Raw genomic sequence first — 19,448 nt, forward strand, 5'->3', positions numbered from 1 at the left:
TTAGGAAAGGTGGGGTCTCACATCGGGCCTAGGCCGCGACGGTGACCACCTCCCACCGCTTCAGTTTCGACTTGGGTGCACATTCCTGGATCTGGACCTGGTCACCCACCTTGTAAGCATTGGCTTCGTCATGTGCGTGGTAACGCTTGGTGCGACGGACCGTCTTGCGCAGCAGCGGGTGGAGGAAAGTCCGTTCCACACGCACCACGATGGTCTTGGCACCCTTGTCACTCACTACGACGCCTTGAAGGATACGCTTCGGCATCGTTAGCTCCCTTGCTCTTCTTGCGAATTCCGCTCGGTCTGGACCGTCTGAATGCGCGCGATATCGCGGCGAATCTGGCCATAGCGAGCGGTGTTTTCCATCTGGCCGGAGGCCTGCTGGAACCGCAGTTTGAATTGTTCTTCCTTCAGCTTCAGGAGCGTGTCCTTGAGCTGATCTTCTGTCATGGCGCGAACGTCAACGGGTTTCATCGTTGTGTTCTCCCTATTCGCCCAACCGGGCGACGATTTTGGTCTTCACCGGCAGCTTCGCGGCGCCCAGTTCCAGGGCTTCGCGCGCAACATTCTCGGGAACACCGTCGATCTCGAACATGATGCGGCCGGGCTTGACCTTGCACGCCCAAAACTCGGGCGAGCCCTTACCTTTACCCATCCGGACTTCGGTCGGTTTCTTGGAAACCGGCACATCCGGGAAGATGCGGATCCACACGCGACCTGCACGCTTCATGTGGCGAGTGATCGCCCGACGCGTGGCTTCGATCTGGCGCGCGGTAACGCGTTCCGGCTGAAGCGCCTTGAGACCGTAGGAGCCGAAGTTCAGCGTGAAGCCACCCTTCGCAGCGCCCTTGATACGGCCTTTGTGCGCCTTGCGGAATTTCGTGCGTTTCGGTTGCAGCATGGCTGAATTCCTTACGCGGCTTGGCGGCCCGAACGGGCGCGCTGTTCACCGGACTCCTGGAGACGGCGCTCCTGGGCGTTCGGATCGTGTTCCATGATCTCACCCTTGTAGATCCAGACCTTGATACCGATGATACCCATCGCGGTCTTGGCTTCGCAGGTGCCGTAATCAATGTCGGCGCGCAGCGTATGCAGCGGGACGGAGCCCTCATTATACTGCTCGGTACGGGCGATTTCCGCACCACCGAGACGACCGCCGCAGACGATCTTGCAGCCCTTGGCGCCCATGCGCATGGCCGACTGCATCGAACGCTTCATTGCGCGGCGGAAAGCCACACGGCGCTCGAGCTGCTGGGCGATGGACTCGGCCACCAGGGCCGCGTCGATCTCCGGCTTGCGCACTTCAACCAGGTTCAGGTGAACTTCACCATCGATCATCTTCGACAGCTCCTTGCGGAGCGTCTCGATGTCAGAACCCTTCTTGCCGATCACCACACCCGGACGGGCCGTGTGGACGGTGACGCGGCACTTCTTGTGCGGGCGCTCGATCACGATCTTCGAGACACTGGCATTCTTCAGACGCTCTTTGAGCATCTTCCGGATCTTGATGTCTTCGTGCAGCAGCTTGGCGTATTCGCCAGCGCCTGCATACCAACGCGATTCCCAGGTGCGGTTGACGCCAAGGCGCAGACCGATCGGATTTACTTTCTGACCCATCAGGCGGCCTCCTCGACTTCGCGCACCACGATGGTGAGCTCGGAAAACGGCTTCAGGATCTTTGCGCCGCGACCGCGTGCACGAGCCCGGAACCGTTTCATGACCAGGTTTTTGCCGACAAAGGCTTCCGACACGACAAGGCTGTCAATGTCGAGGCCATGATTGTTCTCGGCGTTGGCGATCGCGGATTCGAGCGTCTTCTTGACTTCCTTGGAGATCCGCTTGCGCGAGAATTCCAGATCGGCCAGGGCCCGCTCGACCTTCTTGCCACGGATAAGTGCGGCAACAAGGTTCAGCTTCTGCGGGCTGGTGCGGATCATCCGCAGCTTGGCGCGCGCTTCATTGTCGGCGACGCGACGGGGATTTGTAGACTGTCCCATCGCTTATCTCCGCTTGGCTTTTTTGTCCGCAGCGTGACCGTAATAGGTCCGCGACGGAGAAAACTCACCGAGCTTGTGGCCGACCATGTCTTCGGTCACCAGCACCGGTACGAATTTATTGCCGTTGTGAACCTGAAATGTCAGGCCCACGAATTGCGGCATGATGGTTGAACGGCGCGACCAGGTCTTGATCGCTTGCTTGCGTCCACCCTCGTGCGACTTCTCCGCTTTTTTCAGCAGATAGCCGTCGACGAACGGACCTTTCCAGACAGAGCGAGGCATCGTCTGCTCCCTATCGCTTCTTGCGCTCGTGGCGCGAGCGGATGATGAACTTGTCGGTCGACTTGTTCTTGCGTGTCTTGGCACCCTTGGTCGGCTTGCCCCAAGGCGTCACCGGATGGCGACCACCAGAGGTACGGCCTTCACCACCACCATGCGGGTGATCAACCGGGTTCATGACAACACCGCGAACAGACGGACGCTTGCCGAGATGGCGATTGCGGCCGGCCTTGCCGAGATTGATGTTGAGGTGGTCCGGGTTTGACACCGCACCGACCGTCGCCATGCACTTGTCCGAGACCATGCGCAGCTCGCCCGAAGCCAGACGGATCTGGGCGTAGCCGGCATCACGGCCGACAAGCTGGACATAGGCGCCGGCGGAGCGGGCAATCTGACCACCCTTCTCCGGCTTCATCTCGACATTGTGAAGGATGGTGCCGACCGGCACCGCCTTCAGCGGCATGGCATTGCCCGGCTTCACGTCGCACTTGGCCGACGCGATGACCGTATCGCCTTCGGAAAGACGCTGCGGAGCCAGGATATAGGCCTTCTCGCCGTCCTCATACTTGAGGAGCGCGATGAACGCCGTCCGGTTCGGATCGTACTCAAGACGCTCGACCGTCGCGGGCATGTCCCACTTGCGGCGCTTGAAGTCCACCAGGCGATAGAGACGCTTCGCGCCACCACCACGCCGGCGGGCCGTGATCCGACCCATATTGTTGCGGCCACCCTTTTTGGTGAGGCCTTCAACCAGTGTCTTCTCGGGACGTCCCTTGTGCAGGGCGGAGCGATCCACCAGCACCAGGGCGCGACGGCCCGGAGAAGTCGGTTTGAATGTTTTCAAAGCCATCTTACAGACCCGTCGTCACGTCGATCGAGTGACCCTCTGCGAGAGTCACGACCGCTTTCTTCTGGTCATTGCGGCGACCGGGAACACCCCGGAAGCGCTTGGTCTTTCCGTGAACCTTGATGGTGTTCACAGCCGTCACCTTCACCTTGAAGAGTGCCTCGACCGCTTCCGCGATCTCACCCTTGTTGGCGGAGAGCGGCACAAAGAAGACAACCTTGCTTTCTTCCGAAAGCAGCGTCGACTTCTCGGTGATCACCGGGCTCAGGATCGTGTCGTAATGGCGCGCAGCAGCCGACATCTTAAGCCTCCTTCGCGCTGAGGCGTGCGTGGATCTGTTCCACGGCCGCCTTCGTCAGCACCAGGGTGTCGCGACGCAGCACATCATAAACATTCAGGCCCTGTGCGGGCAGAACGTCGATGCACGGCAGGTTGCGAGCCGCCTTGGCGAAATTCTCGTTCACTTCGTTGCCGGAGATAACCAGGGCATTGGAAATGCCCAGGCCTTCAAACGACGTGCGCAGTGCCTTGGTCTGCGGGGCATCAAGTGCGGCGTCATCGATGATGACCAGCGACTTGGCGCCAAGCTTGGCCGACAGCGCATGACGCAGGCCCAGCGCACGAACCTTCTTGGGAAGCTCGTGAGCGTGGCTGCGGACGCGCGGTCCGTGTGCCTTGCCACCGCCAACGAAGATCGGCGCAGAACGGGCACCGTGACGGGCCGTACCGCCGCCCTTCTGGCGACCGAAACGTTTCTTGGTCCGATTGATCTCGGAGCGGCCGAGTGTCTTGTGGGTGCCCTGCTGGCGGGAGGCCAGCTGCCACTTCACAACACGCTGCAGGAGGTCGGAGCGCACCTCTTCAATGCCGAAAACGGCATCGTCGAGATCGATCGCACCGGCGTCTTTCGCCGCGAGGGTTTTGACCTCGATCTTCATGCTTGCGTTCCTTCTTCACCGTCAGCCGCAGCTTCCGGAGCCGCGTTGTCAGCGTCCGCCGGAGCAGCCTCGTTCTCAACCACTTCAGCCGTCGCCGGCGCGTTCAGCTCGTCCAGCGTGCGAAACTTGCCCGGCAGGGGAAGCTCGGCGCCGCCATGGCCCTTGATCGCGTCGCGCAGCTCGACCCAGCCACCGGCTGAACCCGGAACAGCGCCCTTGACCAGGACAATGCCGCGCTCGACGTCAACACGAACGACTTCAATGTTCTGCGTGGTCACGCGGACAGCGCCCATGTGACCGGCCATTTTCTTGCCCTTGAAGACCTTGCCCGGATCCTGACACTGACCGGTCGAACCATGCGAACGGTGCGAGATTGACACACCGTGCGTGGCGCGAAGGCCGCCAAAACCGTGGCGCTTCATGGCCCCTGCAAAACCCTTACCGATCGAGATGCCGGCGACGTCCACTTTCTGACCCGGAACGAAGTGATCCGCGGTCAGCTCGGAGCCGACTTCAATCAGGGCGTCTTCGGCAACGCGGAATTCGACCAGCTTGCGCTTGGGCGCAACCTTGGCCTTGGCGAAGTGACCGCGCAGCGCCTTCGGCGTGCGCTTGGCCTTGGCCTCACCGGCACCCAGCTGGAGTGCGACATAGCCGTCCCGGTCAGCGGTCTTGTGAGACACGACCTGGACATTGTCCATGTGCAGCACCGTGCAGGGCACGTGCGAGCCGTCTTCGGCGAAAACGCGTGTCATGCCCAGCTTGCGGGCAACCACGCCTGTTCTGCGATCTTCCTGGCGCATAATCCTACGCTCCCAGCTTGATCTCGACGTCCACGCCGGCCGACAGGTCGAGCTTCATCAGCGCGTCCACGGTTTGCGGGGTGGGGTCGACGATGTCGAGAAGGCGCTTGTGGGTCCGGATTTCGAACTGCTCGCGCGACTTCTTGTCAATGTGCGGCGAACGCAGCACCGTGAATTTCTCGATGCGTGTCGGCAGCGGAATCGGACCACGGACGTTGGCGCCCGTGCGCTTGGCTGTCGAAACGATCTCCCGGGTGGAGTTATCCAGAACCCGGTGATCGAACGCCTTCAGGCGAATGCGGATGTTTTGACGTTCCATCAAACCGATCCCGTTTCTTAACTTTCAAAAAGAGCAAACCGGGGCGGACACCTAAAGCACCGCCCCGGTCGGATGGGGTAGTCTACTCGATGATTTTCGAGACGACGCCGGCGCCGACGGTGCGGCCACCTTCACGGATTGCGAAGCGGAGCTTCTCTTCCATGGCGATCGGCACGATCAGCTCGACATTCATTTCGATGTTGTCGCCCGGCATCACCATTTCCGTACCTTCGTTCAGCGTCACCACACCGGTAACGTCGGTGGTGCGGAAGTAGAACTGCGGACGATAGTTGGTGAAGAACGGCGTGTGACGGCCACCCTCTTCCTTGGTCAGGATGTAGGCTTCAGCCACGAACTTGTGGTGCGGCGTGATGGAGCCCGGCTTGGCCAGAACCTGGCCACGCTCGACACCTTCACGGTCAACACCGCGAAGCAAGACGCCGACATTGTCGCCAGCCTGGCCCTGATCGAGCAGCTTGCGGAACATCTCGACGCCGGTGCAGGTCGTCTTCGAGGTGTCACGGACACCGACGATTTCGATCTCTTCGCCAACCTTGACGACACCGCGCTCGATACGGCCGGTCACAACCGTGCCGCGGCCCGAGATCGAGAACACGTCCTCGATCGGCATCAGGAAAGGCTGGTCAACCGGACGCTCAGGCGTCGGGATGTATTCATCCACTGCCGCCATCAGCTCAAGGATCTTGTCCTTGCCGATATTGTCGTCACGGCCTTCAACAGCCGCCAGCGCCGAACCCGCAACGATCGGCAGATCGTCGCCCGGGAACTCGTAGGAGGACAGAAGTTCGCGAACTTCCATCTCGACCAGCTCGAGCAGCTCTTCATCGTCAACCTGGTCAACCTTGTTGAGGAAGACGACCAGCGCCGGAACGCCAACCTGGCGCGCCAGAAGAATGTGCTCACGCGTCTGCGGCATCGGGCCGTCAGCGGCGTTCACAACCAGGATCGCGCCGTCCATCTGCGCCGCACCCGTGATCATGTTCTTCACATAGTCAGCGTGGCCCGGGCAATCAACGTGGGCATAGTGACGGTTCGCCGTCTCGTACTCAACGTGGGCCGTCGAGATGGTGATGCCGCGCGCCTTCTCTTCAGGCGCCGAGTCAATCTCGTCATAACCCTTCGCGGTACCACCAGACGCTTCCGCCAGTACCATCGTGATCGCAGCCGTCAGCGTCGTCTTGCCGTGGTCAACGTGACCAATCGTGCCGATGTTCGCATGCGGCTTGGTGCGCTCAAACTTTTCCTTCGCCATGATCTCGCTCCGAAATCCGTGTGTTCGTTGTTATACTGTGACCAGAGGTCCGCTTAGGCGGACTTGGCGATGACTTCTTGTTCGACGGCCTTGGGCACCGCCTCGTAGTGGTCGAAAAGCATGGTGAACTGTGCCCGGCCCTGGGTCGCAGACCGCAGGTTGTTCACGTAACCGAACATGTTCGCCAGCGGCACCATCGCATTCACGACGGTTGCGTTGCCGCGCATTTCCTGACCGGCAATCTGACCCCGACGGGAGTTCAAATCACCAATGACACCACCGGTATACTCGTCCGGCGTCACGACTTCGACCTTCATGATCGGCTCCAGAAGCTTCGGCGCGCAATGCGACTTGGCTTCGCGGAATGCGGCGCGAGCCGCGATCTCGAAAGCGAGAACGCTGGAGTCAACGTCGTGGTAGGCGCCGTCAACCAGGAGGGCGTGCACGTCGATCACCGGGAAGCCGGCAATCAGCCCGCCATCCATGACCGATTTGAGGCCCTTCTCGACGCCCGGAATGTATTCCTTCGGCACATTACCGCCGACAATCTTCGACTCGAAGACGAAGCCCGAACCCGGCTCGCCAGGACCAAATTCGATCTTGACGCGAGCGAACTGGCCCGAACCGCCGGACTGCTTCTTGTGCGTGTAGTCGACGAGACCCTTCTGGCTCAGCGATTCACGGTAGGCCACCTGCGGCGCACCGACATTCGCTTCGACCTTGAACTCGCGCTTCATACGATCGACCAGAATGTCGAGGTGAAGCTCGCCCATGCCGGCAATGATGGTCTGGCCGGATTCTTCGTCAGTCTTCATGCGGAAGGACGGATCCTCGGCAGCCAGGCGCTGCAGGGCAACGCCGAGCTTCTCCTGGTCGGCCTTCGACTTCGGCTCGATGGCCAGCTCGATGACCGGATCCGGGAATTCCATGCGCTCGAGGATGACCGGCTTCATCGGGTCACACAGCGTGTCGCCCGTGGTCGTGTCCTTGAGGCCCGCAATGGCAACAATGTCGCCAGCAAAGCATTCCTTGATGTCTTCACGCGAGTTGGAGTGCATCAGCAGCATACGGCCGATACGCTCTTTCTTGTCCTTCACCGTGTTGAGCAGGGAAATACCCGTCTCGAGGTGACCGGAATACATGCGCGCGAAGGTGAGCGAACCGACGAACGGGTCGTTCATGATCTTGAAGGCGAGCAAGGAGGTCGGCTCGTCATCGCTGGCGCGGCGAACCACTTCTTCCTCGGTCTTGAAGTCGATACCCTTGATCGCCGGAACCTCGGTCGGGTTCGGCAGGAAGTCGACAACAGCGTCGAGCAGAGGCTGGACACCCTTGTTCTTGAACGCGGTGCCACACAGGATCGGGTTGAAGGCAAGAGAGATACAGCCCTTGCGGATCAGCGACTTGAGAAGCTCCTCGGAAGGCTCTTCGCCCTCGAGATAAGCTTCCATCGCGGCCTCGTCCTGCTCGACAGCAGTTTCGACCAGCGCTTCGCGATACTCGGCAGCCTTGTCGGCGAGATCGGCGCGAATGTCGCGCACTTCCCACTCGGCACCGAGACCCTCACCCTTCCAGACGAGCTCCTTCATGATGACCAGGTCGATCACGCCTTCGAACTCGGTTTCCGAGCCGATCGGCAGCTGAACGCAGAGCGGCGTAGCGCCGAGGCGGTCCTTGATCATCTGGACACAGTTGAAGAAGTCGGCGCCCAGCTTGTCCATCTTGTTGATGAATACCATGCGCGGAACCTTGTAGCGGTCAGCCTGACGCCAGACCGTTTCGGTCTGCGGCTCGACACCGGCATTGGCGTCCAGGCAGCACACGGCACCATCGAGAACCCGCAGCGAACGCTCGACTTCAATGGTGAAGTCGACGTGGCCGGGGGTGTCGATGATGTTCAGGCGCTTGCCGTTCCAGAAACAGGTCGTCGCAGCGGACGTGATCGTGATGCCACGCTCCTGCTCCTGCTCCATCCAGTCCATGGTGGCGGCACCATCGTGCACTTCACCAATCTTGTGGGACTTGCCGGTGTAATAGAGGATCCGCTCGGTCGTCGTCGTCTTGCCAGCATCGATGTGAGCCATGATGCCGAAGTTGCGGTAGTCCTCGATTTTGTAGTCGCGGGCCATTTGTCTGGGTCCTTGGTACGGGTCAGTGCCTGTAAGGCGTTACCAGCGGTAGTGCGAGAATGCGCGGTTGGCTTCCGCCATCCGGTGCGTGTCTTCGCGCTTCTTGACGGCGGTCCCGCGATTGGCGGAGGCATCCATCATTTCAGCAGCGAGACGCTCGCGCATGGTGTTTTCGTTGCGGCCGCGAGCAGCACCTGTGAGCCAGCGAATGGCCAGGGCCTTCTTGCGCTCGGCGCGCACTTCAACCGGCACCTGATAGGTCGCACCACCAACACGGCGGGAGCGGACCTCGACCTCAGGGGCCACATTGTCCAGGGCATCATGGAAGACACGGATCGGCTCGCGCTTCAGCTTCTCTTCGACAATTTCGAGAGCGCCATAGACAATGCGCTCGGCGACGGATTTTTTGCCGTCGAGCATGATGTAATTCATGAACTTGGTGAGATCGCGATCTCCGAACTTGGGGTCCGGAAAGATCTCGCGTTTCTCTGCGCGGTGACGACGCGACATGGACGTCTCCCTTACTTAGGACGCTTGGCGCCGTACTTGGAACGGCGTTGCTTACGGTCCTTGACGCCCTGGGTATCCAGAACGCCGCGAAGAATGTGATAGCGGACACCCGGAAGGTCCTTCACGCGGCCACCGCGGATAAGGACAACTGAGTGCTCCTGCAGATTGTGACCCTCACCCGGAATGTAGCTCACAACCTCATGCCCGTTGGTCAGACGCACTTTGGCGACTTTCCGCAAGGCCGAGTTCGGCTTTTTCGGGGTCGTGGTATAGACGCGCGTGCAAACGCCACGGCGCTGCGGGCAAGCCTGCAGGGCCGGCACCTTGTTGCGCTTCGGCTTGTCTTTTCGCGGCTTGCGAATGAGCTGGTTGATTGTTGGCATCCCGCTCTAATCCGTTCCTAATCTCAACAACCACGCCCCCCAGCACGATGAAATGCTGATGGACGCAAAGAAAGATCCCGACGCTCGAGCCTGAGGCCCGCACGGCGGCATCTGGGGTTTTTCCGTTACCGTGGACGACGTCTAACCGCGTGGGTTACGGCCCGTCCTTCAAACGAGCGCGGAAACTACGCACGCGACTCGCATTCGTCAAGCGCTTGTTCAGAGGTTTTCTGACACGCCCCGGCCCGGTAACAGCCGATACAAAAAGGCCGCCGGTTACCCGACGGCCTTTTCTCAGTCATTACAGGGATATCGACCCCGAAATTGGCTAGCTTGTGCCCTCTTCAGCGGCCATTTCCTCTGCAGCTGCCTCGGCAATCTCGGTCGGAAGACCCTCGGCCTCAACGGCGGCTTCGCGTTCGGCGAGCATGTCCGCATCCAGATCATCGGCGATCACCTGGTACTGGCGCATGATGGCGCCCGTGCCGGCGGGAATCAGTCGACCCACGATGACGTTTTCCTTCAGGCCCTCGAGCGTGTCTTCCTTGCCCTGAACTGCCGCCTCGGTGAGGACGCGGGTGGTCTCCTGGAAGGAGGCTGCCGAGATGAAGGAGCGCGTCTGCAGCGACGCCTTGGTGATGCCCAGCAGGACCGGGTCGCCGGTTGCCATGCGCTTGCCTTCGGCCTCGAGCCGCTCATTGGTCTCGATGAACTCGATCTTGTCGACCTGTTCGGCGGCCAGATACGTGCTCTCGCCCGGATCCTTGACCTCGATCTTCTGCAGCATCTGGCGAACGATCGTTTCGATGTGCTTGTCGTTGATCGGCACACCCTGCAGTCGATAGACCTCCTGGATCTCGTCGATCAGGTAGTTGGCCAGGGCCGGGACACCGAGGATCGCCAGGATGTCGTGCGGCGCCGGGTGACCGTCGAGCAGGTATTCGCCCTTCTGGATCACATCGCCTTCCTGACAGGTCAGGTGTTTGCCCTTTGGCACCAGGTATTCGACCTTCTCGGCCTCGTCACCTTCCGGAACAATCGCGATACGGCGCTTGTTCTTGTAGTCGCGACCGAACTCGACGCGACCGGTGATCTCGGCGATGACCGCGTGGTCCTTGGGACGGCGGGCTTCGAACAGCTCGGCAACACGCGGCAGACCACCGGTGATGTCGCGCGTCTTGGCACCTTCGGTCGGGATACGGGCGACAATGTCACCCGGGCGGACCGTATCGCCATCAGCGACCGAGAGAATGGCGCCAACGGCCAGCATGTAGCTGGCGGTGGAGCCGGAGGAGAGCTTGATCGGCTCACCATTCTCGTCCTGCACGACGATCGTCGGCTGCAGCGCATTGGCCTTGGCCGAGCCGCGCCAGTCGATGACCACCTTCGATGCGATACCGGTGGCTTCGTCGGTCTCTTCCTTCACCGACACGCCTTCGGCGATGTCGACGAATTTCACCTTGCCGCCAACCTCGGACACGACCGGAGCCGTATACGGGTCCCACTCGCCGAGGCGCTGGCCGCGGGTGGTCTTGTCGCCTTCCTTGACCTTCAGCTTGGTACCGTAGCCCAGCTTGTAGCTCTCGCGTTCCTTGCCCTCGGTATCGACGATAACGAGCTGCATATTGCGCGACAGGGCGATCAGATCGCCGTCGGAATTGGTCACGGTTGACGGGTTCTTGAAGGTTACCTTGCCTTCCGACCCGGCCTCGATGAAGGACTGCTCGGAGACCTGGGCGGTACCACCAATGTGGAAGGTCCGCATGGTCAGCTGGGTCCCCGGCTCACCGATCGACTGTGCCGCGATGACGCCGACAGCCTCACCGATATTGACGCGCGTACCGCGGGCCAGGTCACGGCCATAACAGGTCGCACAGACACCGACACGGGTCTCACAGGTCAGCGGCGAGCGTGCGATGACGCTCTGGACGCCGGCCATTTCGATCGCCATGGCGAGGTCTTCGTCGACATAGGTGTCGGCCGGGCAGATCACTTCGCCGGACGCCGGATCCTTCACTTCCGCGGCCAGGGTGCGGCCGAGGATGCGCTGTTCCAGCGAGACGACAACGTCACCGCCATCGACAACCGCCTGGATCTCGAAGCCTTCGGACGTGCCGCAGTCTTCTTCGGTGATGATGCAATCCTGGGCAACATCGACGAGACGACGGGTCAGGTAACCCGAGTTGGCCGTCTTCAGGGCGGTGTCGGCCAGTCCCTTACGGGCACCGTGGGTCGAGTTGAAGTATTCAAGGACGGTCAGGCCTTCCTTGAAGTTCGAGATAATCGGCGTCTCGATGATCTCGCCCGACGGCTTGGCCATCAGGCCGCGCATGCCGGCCAGCTGCTTCATCTGGTTCTTCGAACCACGAGCACCGGAGTGGGCCATCATGTAGACCGAGTTCACTTCCGACGTCCGGCCATCTTCGCCGACCGAGGTCTTGGAGATCTCGTCCATCATCGCGTCAGCGACGTTGTCGGTACACTTGGCCCAGGCATCAACGACCTTGTTGTACTTCTCACCCTTGGTGATCAGGCCGTCGACATATTGCTGCTCATAGTCCGACACCATGTCGCGGGTCGCACCGACCAGATCGGCCTTGGCGTCCGGGATCAGCATGTCGTCCTTGCCGAAGGAAATGCCGGCCTTGGCCGCTTCCTTGAAGCCGAGCCCCATGATCTGGTCACAGAAGATGACCGTCGCCTTCTGGCCACAGTGGCGATAGACCTGATCGATCAGGGCACCGATGGCCTTCTTGGTCAGCAGCTCGCCGATCAGCTCAGGTTGCATCTTGGGATGCTTGGGCAGGAGATCGACCAGCATTTTGCGGCCCGGCGTCGTCTCGATCACCTTGGTGATCTTGTTGCCGTCGACATCGATACCTTCCCAGCGCGCCTTGATCTTGGTGTGCAAGGTGATGACATCGGACTCGAGCGCCGCTTCCAGCTCGGCACGGCTGCCGAAGGCCATGCCCTCGCCCGGCTCGTTGTCCTTCTCGATCGACAGGTAGTACAGGCCCAGCACGATATCCTGCGACGGCACGATGATCGGCTTGCCATTGGCCGGCGAGAGGATGTTGTTGGTCGACATCATCAGCGTCCGCGCTTCCAGCTGGGCTTCCAGCGAGAGCGGGACGTGGACAGCCATCTGGTCTCCGTCAAAGTCGGCGTTGAAGGCGGCACAGACCAGCGGATGCAGCTGGATGGCCTTTCCCTCGATCAGCTTCGGCTCGAACGCCTGGATACCCAGTCGGTGCAGGGTCGGCGCCCGGTTCAGCATGACCGGATGTTCGCGGATGACCTCGTCAAGCACATCCCAGACTTCCGGACGCTCTTTCTCAACCAGCTTCTTGGATTGCTTGACCGTTCCGGACAGGCCCTTGGCGTCGAGACGCGCATAGATGAAGGGCTTGAACAGCTCGAGCGCCATCTTCTTCGGCAGGCCGCACTCGTGCAGTTTGAGATCCGGGCCGACCACGATGACCGAACGGCCGGAATAGTCGACACGCTTGCCGAGCAGGTTCTGGCGGAACCGGCCCTGCTTGCCCTTGAGCATGTCGGACAGCGACTTCAGCGGGCGCTTGTTGGCACCGGTGATGACGCGGCCGCGACGACCATTGTCGAACAGGGCGTCGACGGATTCCTGCAGCATCCGCTTCTCGTTGCGGATGATGATGTCCGGCGCGCGCAGCTCGATGAGGCGCTTGAGGCGGTTGTTGCGGTTGATGACGCGGCGGTAGAGATCATTGAGATCCGACGTCGCGAAACGGCCACCATCGAGCGGCACGAGCGGACGCAGTTCCGGCGGAATGACCGGAATGACCGTCATGATCATCCACTCCGGGCGGTTGCCCGAGGTGAGGAAGTTTTCCATCAGCTTGAGACGCTTGGCGTACTTCTTCAGCTTCAGCTCGGAACCGGTTTCCTTCATGTCCTCACGGACCTTGGCGCACTCGGCTTCCAGATCCATGTTGATGAGGATTTCGCGGACCGCTTCAGCACCGATGCCGGCTGTGAAGGCGTCTTCGCCGTACTCGTCCTGCGCTTCCATATACTCTTCTTCAGAGAGCAGCTGGAACGGCTGGAGCGGGGTCAGGCCCGGCTCGATAACGACATAGTTCTCGAAGTAGAGGACGCGCTCGACATCCTTCAGCGCCATGTCGAGGATCATGGCGATCCGCGACGGCAGCGACTTCAGGAACCAGATGTGGGCGACCGGAGCAGCCAGCTCGATGTGACCCATGCGCTCGCGACGGACGCGGGCCAGGGTCACTTCAACGCCGCACTTCTCGCAGACGATGCCCTTGTACTTGATGCGCTTGTACTTGCCGCACAGGCACTCGTAATCCTTTACCGGTCCGAAGATGCGGGCGCAGAAAAGGCCGTCGCGCTCGGGCTTGAAGGTCCGGTAGTTGATCGTCTCGGGCTTTTTCACTTCGCCGAAGGACCAGGAGTGGATTTTCTCCGGGCTGGCCAGGGCAATGCGGATCCGGTCGAAGGACGGGCCTTCGGCAGCCGGATTGAAGATGTTCATGACGTCGTGATTCATGTCGCCGTCTCCCAAAAGGGGCAAGCGGGACAGGGTTCGCCCTGCCCCGCAAAATATGGTTCAGCCTTAGCCGTTCTTCAGTTCGACGTTGAGGCCGAGAGAACGCATTTCCTTGACCAGCACGTTGAAGCTTTCCGGAACGCCGGCTTCGAAGGTGTCGTCTCCGCGGACAATGGCCTCATAGACCTTGGTCCGACCAGCCACGTCATCCGACTTCACCGTCAGCATTTCCTGCAGCGTGTACGCCGCGCCGTAAGCTTCAAGCGCCCACACTTCCATCTCACCGAAGCGCTGACCACCGAACTGGGCCTTACCACCCAGTGGCTGCTGGGTCACAAGGCTGTACGGCCCGATCGAACGGGCGTGGATCTTGTCGTCCACCAGGTGGTGCAGCTTCAGCAGGTGCTTCACACCGACCGTCACCTTGCGGCGGAAAGGCTCACCGGTCTGACCGTCATAGAGCGTCGACTGGCCGGACGGGTCGAAGCCCGCCTTGGTCAGCCAATGCGCCACATCGGGCTCACGGGCACCGTCGAAGACCGGGGTCGCGATCGGTACGCCGTTGGACAGGTTCAGGCCCAGTTCGGCGATATCGCCGTCCGTTTCCGGAAGCTCGTCACCTTCATAGACCCGGTCCAGCTCGGACCGCAGCATCGCAGTGCTGCCATCACGCTTGTAGGCGTCATAGGCTTCACCGAGCTGCTTGCCGAGTCCGCGGCAGGCCCAACCCAGATGGGTTTCCAGGATCTGACCGACATTCATTCGCGACGGCACGCCGAGCGGGTTGAGGACGATGTCCACCGCTTCGCCATTGGCCAGGAAGGGCATGTCCTCGATCGGGTTGATCTTGGAGATGACACCCTTGTTGCCGTGACGGCCGGCCATCTTGTCACCCGGCTGAAGCTTGCGCTTCACGGCGACGAAGACCTTGACCATCTTCATCACGCCCGGCGGCATTTCATCGCCACGCTGGAGCTTGTCGACCTTGTCTTCGAAGCGACGGTCGAGGCGGGCTTTCGAGTCGTCATACTGCTTTTGCAGGGCTTCGACCTCAGCCATGGCCTTTTCGTCGTCGAGCCCGATACGCCACCAGCCACTGTGCGGTGTGTCATCGAGAGCGGCTTGCGTCACTTCACCCTTGGCGAAGCCACGCGGGCCGGAGACCGCCGTCTTGCCCAGCAGAAGATCGCCGAGGCGCTGGTAGATGTTGCGCTCGAGAATGGCGAGCTCGTCATCGCGGTCCTTGCCGAGACGCTCGATCTCTTCACGCTCGATCGAGATCGCGCGCTCATCCTTGTCGACGCCATGACGGTTGAAGACGCGGACTTCGACCACCGTACCGGTGGCACCGGACGGCATGCGAAGCGAGGTGTCACGGACGTCAGAGGCCTTCTCACCGAAGATGGCGCGCAGAAGCTTTTCTTCCGGCGTCATCGGGCTTTCGCCCTTCGGCGTGACCTTGCCAACGAGGATGTCGCCGGCAGCGACTTCGGCACCGACCGCGACAATACCGGCTTCGTCGAGATTGCGCAGGGCCTCCTCGCCGACATTCGGGATGTCACGGGTGATCTCTTCCGGTCCCAGCTTGGTATCGCGGGCTGCAATCTCGAACTCTTCGAGGTGGATCGAGGTGAAGACATCGTCGCGCACGATACGCTCGGAGATCAGGATCGAGTCCTCGAAGTTGTAGCCATTCCACGGCATGAAGGCGACGACCACGTTGCGGCCGAGCGCAAGCTCGCCGAGATCGGTGGACGGGCCGTCAGCGATGATGTCACCGGAGCGGACCTGGTCACCCACGCGCACGATCGGGCGCTGGTTGATACAGGTCGACTGGTTCGACCGCTGGAACTTGGACAGGCGGTAGATGTCGACGCCTGACTTGGCGGCATCGAGATCTTCCGTTGCGCGGATAACGATACGGGTCGCATCGACCTGCTCGATCACGCCGGTCCGGCGGGCAGCAATCGCCGCACCGGAATCGCGGGCCACAATGCTTTCCATGCCGGTGCCGACGAGCGGCGCTTCCGCCTTCACCAGCGGCACGGCCTGACGTTGCATGTTCGAGCCCATCAGGGCGCGGTTGGCGTCATCGTTTTCGAGGAAGGGAATGAGCGCCGCAGCGACCGAAACAACCTGTTTCGGCGACACGTCGATATATTCCACGTCTTCGCGCGGCACGAGCGTCACATCACCGGCAACCCGGCAGTTGACGAACTCATTGTCCAGCTCACCGCTTTCGGTGACATGGGCGTTCGCCTGGGCGATCGAGTAGCGCGATTCCTGCATGGCAGAGAGGTAGTCGACCTGGTCGGTCAGCTTGCCATTCTCGACCTTGCGGTAGGGGCTTTCGATGAAGCCGTACTTGTTGACGCGGGCGAAAGTCGACAACGAGTTGATCAGGCCGATATTCGGGCCTTCCGGTGTCTCAATCGGGCAGATCCGGCCGTAATGGGTCGGGTGCACGTCGCGGACTTCAAAGCCGGCACGCTCGCGGGTCAGACCACCCGGGCCAAGCGCCGAGAGACGACGCTTGTGGGTGACTTCCGACAGCGGGTTGGTCTGGTCCATGAACTGCGACAGCTGCGAGGAGCCGAAGAATTCGCGCACGGCGGCAGCCGCCGGCTTGGCGTTGACTAGGTCGTGCGGCATCACGGTCTCGATATCGACCGAAGACATCCGCTCCTTGATCGCACGTTCCATGCGCAGCAGACCGATGCGGTACTGATTTTCCATCAGCTCGCCGACCGAACGGACCCGGCGGTTGCCGAGATTGTCGATGTCGTCGATTTCGCCGCGGCCATCACGCAGGCCGACCAGCGTCTTGAGGACTGCCAGGATGTCTTCCTTGCGCAGGGTGCGCATGTCGTCCGGAGCATCGAGGTCCAGGCGCATGTTCATTTTCACCCGGCCAACAGCCGAGAGATCATAGCGCTCTGAATCGAAGAACAGGCCCTGGAACATCGCTTCGGCGGTTTCCGGGGTCGGCGGTTCACCGGGACGCATGACGCGGTAGATGTCCACCAGCGCCTGTTCACGGCTGTCATTCTTGTCGGCAGCGAGGGTCGCACGAATGTACGGACCAACACCGGTCGCCGGATCGATGTCGAGCAGGTTGAGTTCCTTGACGCCGGTATCCTTCAGCGTCTCGAGGATCTCTTCGCTCATCTCGTCGCCGGCTTCGGCAAAGATCTCACCGGTTTCCAGATTGACCATGTCGTCAGCCAGGTAACCGCCGAGCAGGTGCTCGTCAGAAACCAGCAGCGCGGCCAGGCCGTCATCGGCAAACTTGTTGGCAGCGCGGGCGGAGATCTTCTTGCCGGCCGGGGCGATGATGTCGCCGGTCTTGGCATCGACGAGATCACGCGCCGGCTTCACGCCACGCCAGCGCTCCTTCACGTAAGGAACGGTCCAGCCCTTCTTGGACGCCTTGTAGGTGACCGTGTCGTAGAAGGTCGAAAGGATCTCTTCCTTGTCCAGGCCCAGCGCATAGAGCAGCGTCGTCGCCGGCAGTTTGCGGCGACGGTCAAGGCGCATGTGGACCACGTCCTTGGCATCAAACTCGAAATCGAGCCAGGAGCCGCGGTAGGGAATGATGCGGGCGGCGAACAGATACTTGCCCGAGGCATGGGTCTTGCCGCGGTCATGATCGAAGAAGACGCCCGGCGAGCGGTGCATCTGGGAGACAATCACGCGCTCGGTACCGTTGACGACAAAGGTGCCCTTGTCCGTCATGAGCGGGATATCGCCCATGTAGACGTCCTGCTCCTTGATGTCCTTGACCGAGCGGGCGCCGGTTTCCTCGTCCACATCGAACACGATGAGACGCATTTTGACCTTGAGTGGCGCGGCGAACGTCATGTCGCGCTGCTGGCACTCTTCAACGTCGAACTTGGGCGGCTCGAATTCGTAGGACACGAAGTCGAGGACAGCCCGTTCGGCGAAATCCTTGACCGGGAAGACGGACTTGAAGACCGCCTGCATGCCGGTGTCGTCGCGCTCGGCGGCAGGCACCTCTTTCATCAGGAAGTGCTCGTATGAGCTCTTCTGGACTTCGATGAGATTCGGCATCGCAACGGTTTCCGGAATACGTCCGAAAGATTTGCGAATCCGCTTTTTGCCGGTGAACGACAGACCCATGTCGGCTCCCTTCGCAGACAGCACTGCGCAATTATATGCGGGGATCGCCCCCGCGGCGCCGCTCCGGTTGGTCCTGGCCACAAGGCCCGGACCGTTCGACAATCCCGCCTGGAACGACAGCGGCGGGATCGGGTATTCCAAAGACGGGCTAACGGACGCGCAGGATCACCCCGCGCGCCCGTAGCACCGTGTCAGTCGCGCCGAAGCGAGACTATTTCAGCTCAACGCTGGCGCCTGCGGCTTCCAGCTTGGCTTTGATTTCTTCTGCTTCAGACTTCGAAGCAGCTTCCTTGACGGCCTTCGGCGCGCCTTCGACCAGGTCCTTGGCTTCTTTCAGGCCAAGACCGGTGATGGCACGGACTTCCTTGATGACGTTGATCTTCTTGTCACCAGCGCCGGTGAGAACGACGTCAAACTCGTCTTTCTCTTCAGCAGCCGGAGCATCGCCACCGCCGGCCGGGCCAGCAACGGCAACGGCTGCAGCAGCCTTGATGCCTTTTTCTTCCAGAAGATCGTTCAGTTCCTTGGCTTCAAGGATGGTGAGGGCGAGAAGTTCGTCGCAGAGTTTAGCTACATCAGCCATTTGTTCAATTCCTTGTCGGTGTTCAATGTGTCAGTTCGAAAGCGGAGAATGACGGGATCAGGCGTCGGCCTTCTCGCGGATGACGTCGATCGCCCCCGCAAGACCTTGAGCCGGAGCCATGAGGCGCTGGGCCACCTGCGAAGCCTGCCCCATGAGGCGGGCAGAGATGGTGGCAATAAGCTCTTCGCGGGACGGCATCTTGGAGAGGGCGTCGATGCCGGCGGCGTCGAACACGTCTTCTTCCATGAAGCCACCGAGAATGGCGAGCTTGCTGTTTTCCTTGGCGTACTCGACCATCACCTTGGGCGCGGCCACAAAGTCTTCCGAGTAAGCGATTGCGACCGGACCTGTGAACAGGTCGGCAGCGCCCTCACCCGGCTTGCCTTGCAGTGCGATTTTGGCGAGGCGGTTACGCACCACCTTGAACGTGCCACCCAGCTCGCGGAGCTTGGCGCGCAGTTCCGTCATTTCCGCAACAGTCATGCCATTGTAGTGGGCCATGACCACGGATCCAGCTTCCGAGAAGATGCCATTCAGCTCTTCAACGGACGCTTCTTTTTGAATGCGATCCATTTTGCGGACTCCCTGTTTGAGCCGTCCACCGTGGACGGCTCGGTGAAAACGCCATCACGGCACCTTCCCCTTGCGGGTCGGACGCCATCATGACGCGTCCTGTCCCAGGGCTCGAACCGACAGACCTC

General features: G+C 61.0%; 19 protein-coding genes. All 19 read right to left on the reverse strand.

The window, feature by feature from the left end:
• Nucleotides 1-28 precede the first annotated feature (28 nt).
• Nucleotides 29-265, reverse strand: a complete 237-nt coding sequence (gene rpsQ / locus ACN0X9_RS04545) for a 30S ribosomal protein S17 (protein ID WP_011643724.1) — start codon at nt 263-265, stop codon at nt 29-31.
• A gap of 2 nt (nt 266-267) precedes the next feature.
• Nucleotides 268-474 carry a 50S ribosomal protein L29 gene (gene rpmC, locus ACN0X9_RS04550; protein WP_417486439.1) on the reverse strand — a complete coding sequence of 69 codons (207 nt, stop codon included), beginning with the start codon at nt 472-474 and terminating at the stop codon, nt 268-270.
• A gap of 13 nt (nt 475-487) precedes the next feature.
• Nucleotides 488-901, reverse strand: a complete 414-nt coding sequence (rplP, locus tag ACN0X9_RS04555) for a 50S ribosomal protein L16 (protein WP_011643726.1) — start codon at nt 899-901, stop codon at nt 488-490.
• 11 nt (nt 902-912) lie between these two features.
• The gene (gene rpsC / locus ACN0X9_RS04560; RefSeq protein WP_011643727.1) at nt 913-1,617 is read right to left on the reverse strand and encodes a 30S ribosomal protein S3; all 705 of its coding nucleotides are present in this window, start codon (nt 1,615-1,617) and stop codon (nt 913-915) included.
• A complete protein-coding gene (gene rplV, locus ACN0X9_RS04565) occupies nt 1,617-1,997 on the reverse strand; it encodes a 50S ribosomal protein L22 (RefSeq protein WP_011643728.1) in 381 nt (126 codons plus the stop codon). Before rplV ends, rpsC begins: the two co-directional genes overlap by 1 nt.
• 3 nt (nt 1,998-2,000) lie before the next feature.
• Nucleotides 2,001-2,279, reverse strand: a complete 279-nt coding sequence (gene rpsS, locus ACN0X9_RS04570) for a 30S ribosomal protein S19 (RefSeq protein ID WP_011643729.1) — start codon at nt 2,277-2,279, stop codon at nt 2,001-2,003.
• Nucleotides 2,280-2,289: 10 nt separating this feature from the next.
• Entirely contained in the window at nt 2,290-3,126 is an 837-nt protein-coding gene (gene rplB, locus ACN0X9_RS04575; RefSeq protein ID WP_417486440.1) for a 50S ribosomal protein L2, read from the reverse strand.
• A 1-nt stretch (nt 3,127) separates the two neighbouring features.
• Nucleotides 3,128-3,424, reverse strand: a complete 297-nt coding sequence (locus ACN0X9_RS04580; RefSeq protein ID WP_417486441.1) for a 50S ribosomal protein L23 — start codon at nt 3,422-3,424, stop codon at nt 3,128-3,130.
• 1 nt (nt 3,425) lies between these two features.
• Nucleotides 3,426-4,061, reverse strand: coding sequence for a 50S ribosomal protein L4 (rplD, locus tag ACN0X9_RS04585; protein ID WP_417486442.1), 636 nt, complete (start codon nt 4,059-4,061; stop codon nt 3,426-3,428).
• Nucleotides 4,058-4,864, reverse strand: a complete 807-nt coding sequence (rplC, locus tag ACN0X9_RS04590) for a 50S ribosomal protein L3 (RefSeq protein WP_417486443.1) — start codon at nt 4,862-4,864, stop codon at nt 4,058-4,060. Before rplC ends, rplD begins: the two co-directional genes overlap by 4 nt.
• Nucleotides 4,865-4,868: 4 nt before the next feature.
• On the reverse strand, nt 4,869-5,183 hold the full coding sequence (gene rpsJ, locus ACN0X9_RS04595; protein WP_011643734.1) for a 30S ribosomal protein S10: 315 nt from the start codon (nt 5,181-5,183) through the stop codon (nt 4,869-4,871).
• Between the two features lie 82 nt (nt 5,184-5,265).
• Entirely contained in the window at nt 5,266-6,456 is a 1,191-nt protein-coding gene (gene tuf, locus ACN0X9_RS04600) for an elongation factor Tu (protein WP_417486444.1), read from the reverse strand.
• Between the two features lie 53 nt (nt 6,457-6,509).
• A complete protein-coding gene (gene fusA / locus ACN0X9_RS04605) occupies nt 6,510-8,585 on the reverse strand; it encodes an elongation factor G (protein WP_417486445.1) in 2,076 nt (691 codons plus the stop codon).
• 39 nt (nt 8,586-8,624) lie between these two features.
• Nucleotides 8,625-9,095: a 30S ribosomal protein S7 gene (gene rpsG, locus ACN0X9_RS04610; protein WP_011643737.1), complete on the reverse strand. Its 471-nt coding sequence runs from the start codon at nt 9,093-9,095 to the stop codon at nt 8,625-8,627.
• Nucleotides 9,096-9,106: 11 nt separating this feature from the next.
• Nucleotides 9,107-9,478, reverse strand: a complete 372-nt coding sequence (gene rpsL, locus ACN0X9_RS04615) for a 30S ribosomal protein S12 (protein WP_011643738.1) — start codon at nt 9,476-9,478, stop codon at nt 9,107-9,109.
• A 328-nt stretch (nt 9,479-9,806) separates the two neighbouring features.
• Entirely contained in the window at nt 9,807-14,024 is a 4,218-nt protein-coding gene (rpoC, locus tag ACN0X9_RS04620) for a DNA-directed RNA polymerase subunit beta' (protein ID WP_417486446.1), read from the reverse strand.
• 66 nt (nt 14,025-14,090) lie between these two features.
• Complete coding sequence (gene rpoB / locus ACN0X9_RS04625; protein ID WP_417486447.1) at nt 14,091-18,164, reverse strand: DNA-directed RNA polymerase subunit beta; 4,074 nt, start codon at nt 18,162-18,164, stop codon at nt 14,091-14,093.
• A gap of 211 nt (nt 18,165-18,375) precedes the next feature.
• Nucleotides 18,376-18,747 (reverse strand): 50S ribosomal protein L7/L12, encoded by a 372-nt coding sequence (rplL, locus tag ACN0X9_RS04630; protein WP_417486448.1) that lies wholly within the window; start codon nt 18,745-18,747, stop codon nt 18,376-18,378.
• A 57-nt stretch (nt 18,748-18,804) separates the two neighbouring features.
• Nucleotides 18,805-19,320, reverse strand: a complete 516-nt coding sequence (gene rplJ / locus ACN0X9_RS04635) for a 50S ribosomal protein L10 (protein WP_417486449.1) — start codon at nt 19,318-19,320, stop codon at nt 18,805-18,807.
• Nucleotides 19,321-19,448: the final 128 nt, after the last annotated feature.

It is taken from the genome of Maricaulis sp., from assembly GCF_048268525.1.
Lineage (GTDB): Bacteria > Pseudomonadota > Alphaproteobacteria > Caulobacterales > Maricaulaceae > Maricaulis.

What these genes read in the sequence shown, in the direction of transcription:
- rplC (WP_417486443.1), bottom strand. Translation starts at nt 4,864, where the DNA reads ATGCGCCAGGAAGATCGCAGAACAGGCGTGGTTGCCCGCAAGCTGGGC.
- rpmC (WP_417486439.1), bottom strand. Translation starts at nt 474, where the DNA reads ATGAAACCCGTTGACGTTCGCGCCATGACAGAAGATCAGCTCAAGGAC.
- rplP (WP_011643726.1), bottom strand. Translation starts at nt 901, where the DNA reads ATGCTGCAACCGAAACGCACGAAATTCCGCAAGGCGCACAAAGGCCGT.
- rplB (WP_417486440.1), bottom strand. Translation starts at nt 3,126, where the DNA reads ATGGCTTTGAAAACATTCAAACCGACTTCTCCGGGCCGTCGCGCCCTG.
- tuf (WP_417486444.1), bottom strand. Translation starts at nt 6,456, where the DNA reads ATGGCGAAGGAAAAGTTTGAGCGCACCAAGCCGCATGCGAACATCGGC.
- rpsG (WP_011643737.1), bottom strand. Translation starts at nt 9,095, where the DNA reads ATGTCGCGTCGTCACCGCGCAGAGAAACGCGAGATCTTTCCGGACCCC.
- ACN0X9_RS04580 (WP_417486441.1), bottom strand. Translation starts at nt 3,424, where the DNA reads ATGTCGGCTGCTGCGCGCCATTACGACACGATCCTGAGCCCGGTGATC.
- rplV (WP_011643728.1), bottom strand. Translation starts at nt 1,997, where the DNA reads ATGGGACAGTCTACAAATCCCCGTCGCGTCGCCGACAATGAAGCGCGC.
- rpsL (WP_011643738.1), bottom strand. Translation starts at nt 9,478, where the DNA reads ATGCCAACAATCAACCAGCTCATTCGCAAGCCGCGAAAAGACAAGCCG.
- rplL (WP_417486448.1), bottom strand. Translation starts at nt 18,747, where the DNA reads ATGGCTGATGTAGCTAAACTCTGCGACGAACTTCTCGCCCTCACCATC.
- rpsJ (WP_011643734.1), bottom strand. Translation starts at nt 5,183, where the DNA reads ATGGAACGTCAAAACATCCGCATTCGCCTGAAGGCGTTCGATCACCGG.
- rplJ (WP_417486449.1), bottom strand. Translation starts at nt 19,320, where the DNA reads ATGGATCGCATTCAAAAAGAAGCGTCCGTTGAAGAGCTGAATGGCATC.
- rpsQ (WP_011643724.1), bottom strand. Translation starts at nt 265, where the DNA reads ATGCCGAAGCGTATCCTTCAAGGCGTCGTAGTGAGTGACAAGGGTGCC.
- rpsC (WP_011643727.1), bottom strand. Translation starts at nt 1,617, where the DNA reads ATGGGTCAGAAAGTAAATCCGATCGGTCTGCGCCTTGGCGTCAACCGC.
- rpsS (WP_011643729.1), bottom strand. Translation starts at nt 2,279, where the DNA reads ATGCCTCGCTCTGTCTGGAAAGGTCCGTTCGTCGACGGCTATCTGCTG.
- rplD (WP_417486442.1), bottom strand. Translation starts at nt 4,061, where the DNA reads ATGAAGATCGAGGTCAAAACCCTCGCGGCGAAAGACGCCGGTGCGATC.
- rpoC (WP_417486446.1), bottom strand. Translation starts at nt 14,024, where the DNA reads ATGAATCACGACGTCATGAACATCTTCAATCCGGCTGCCGAAGGCCCG.
- rpoB (WP_417486447.1), bottom strand. Translation starts at nt 18,164, where the DNA reads ATGGGTCTGTCGTTCACCGGCAAAAAGCGGATTCGCAAATCTTTCGGA.
- fusA (WP_417486445.1), bottom strand. Translation starts at nt 8,585, where the DNA reads ATGGCCCGCGACTACAAAATCGAGGACTACCGCAACTTCGGCATCATG.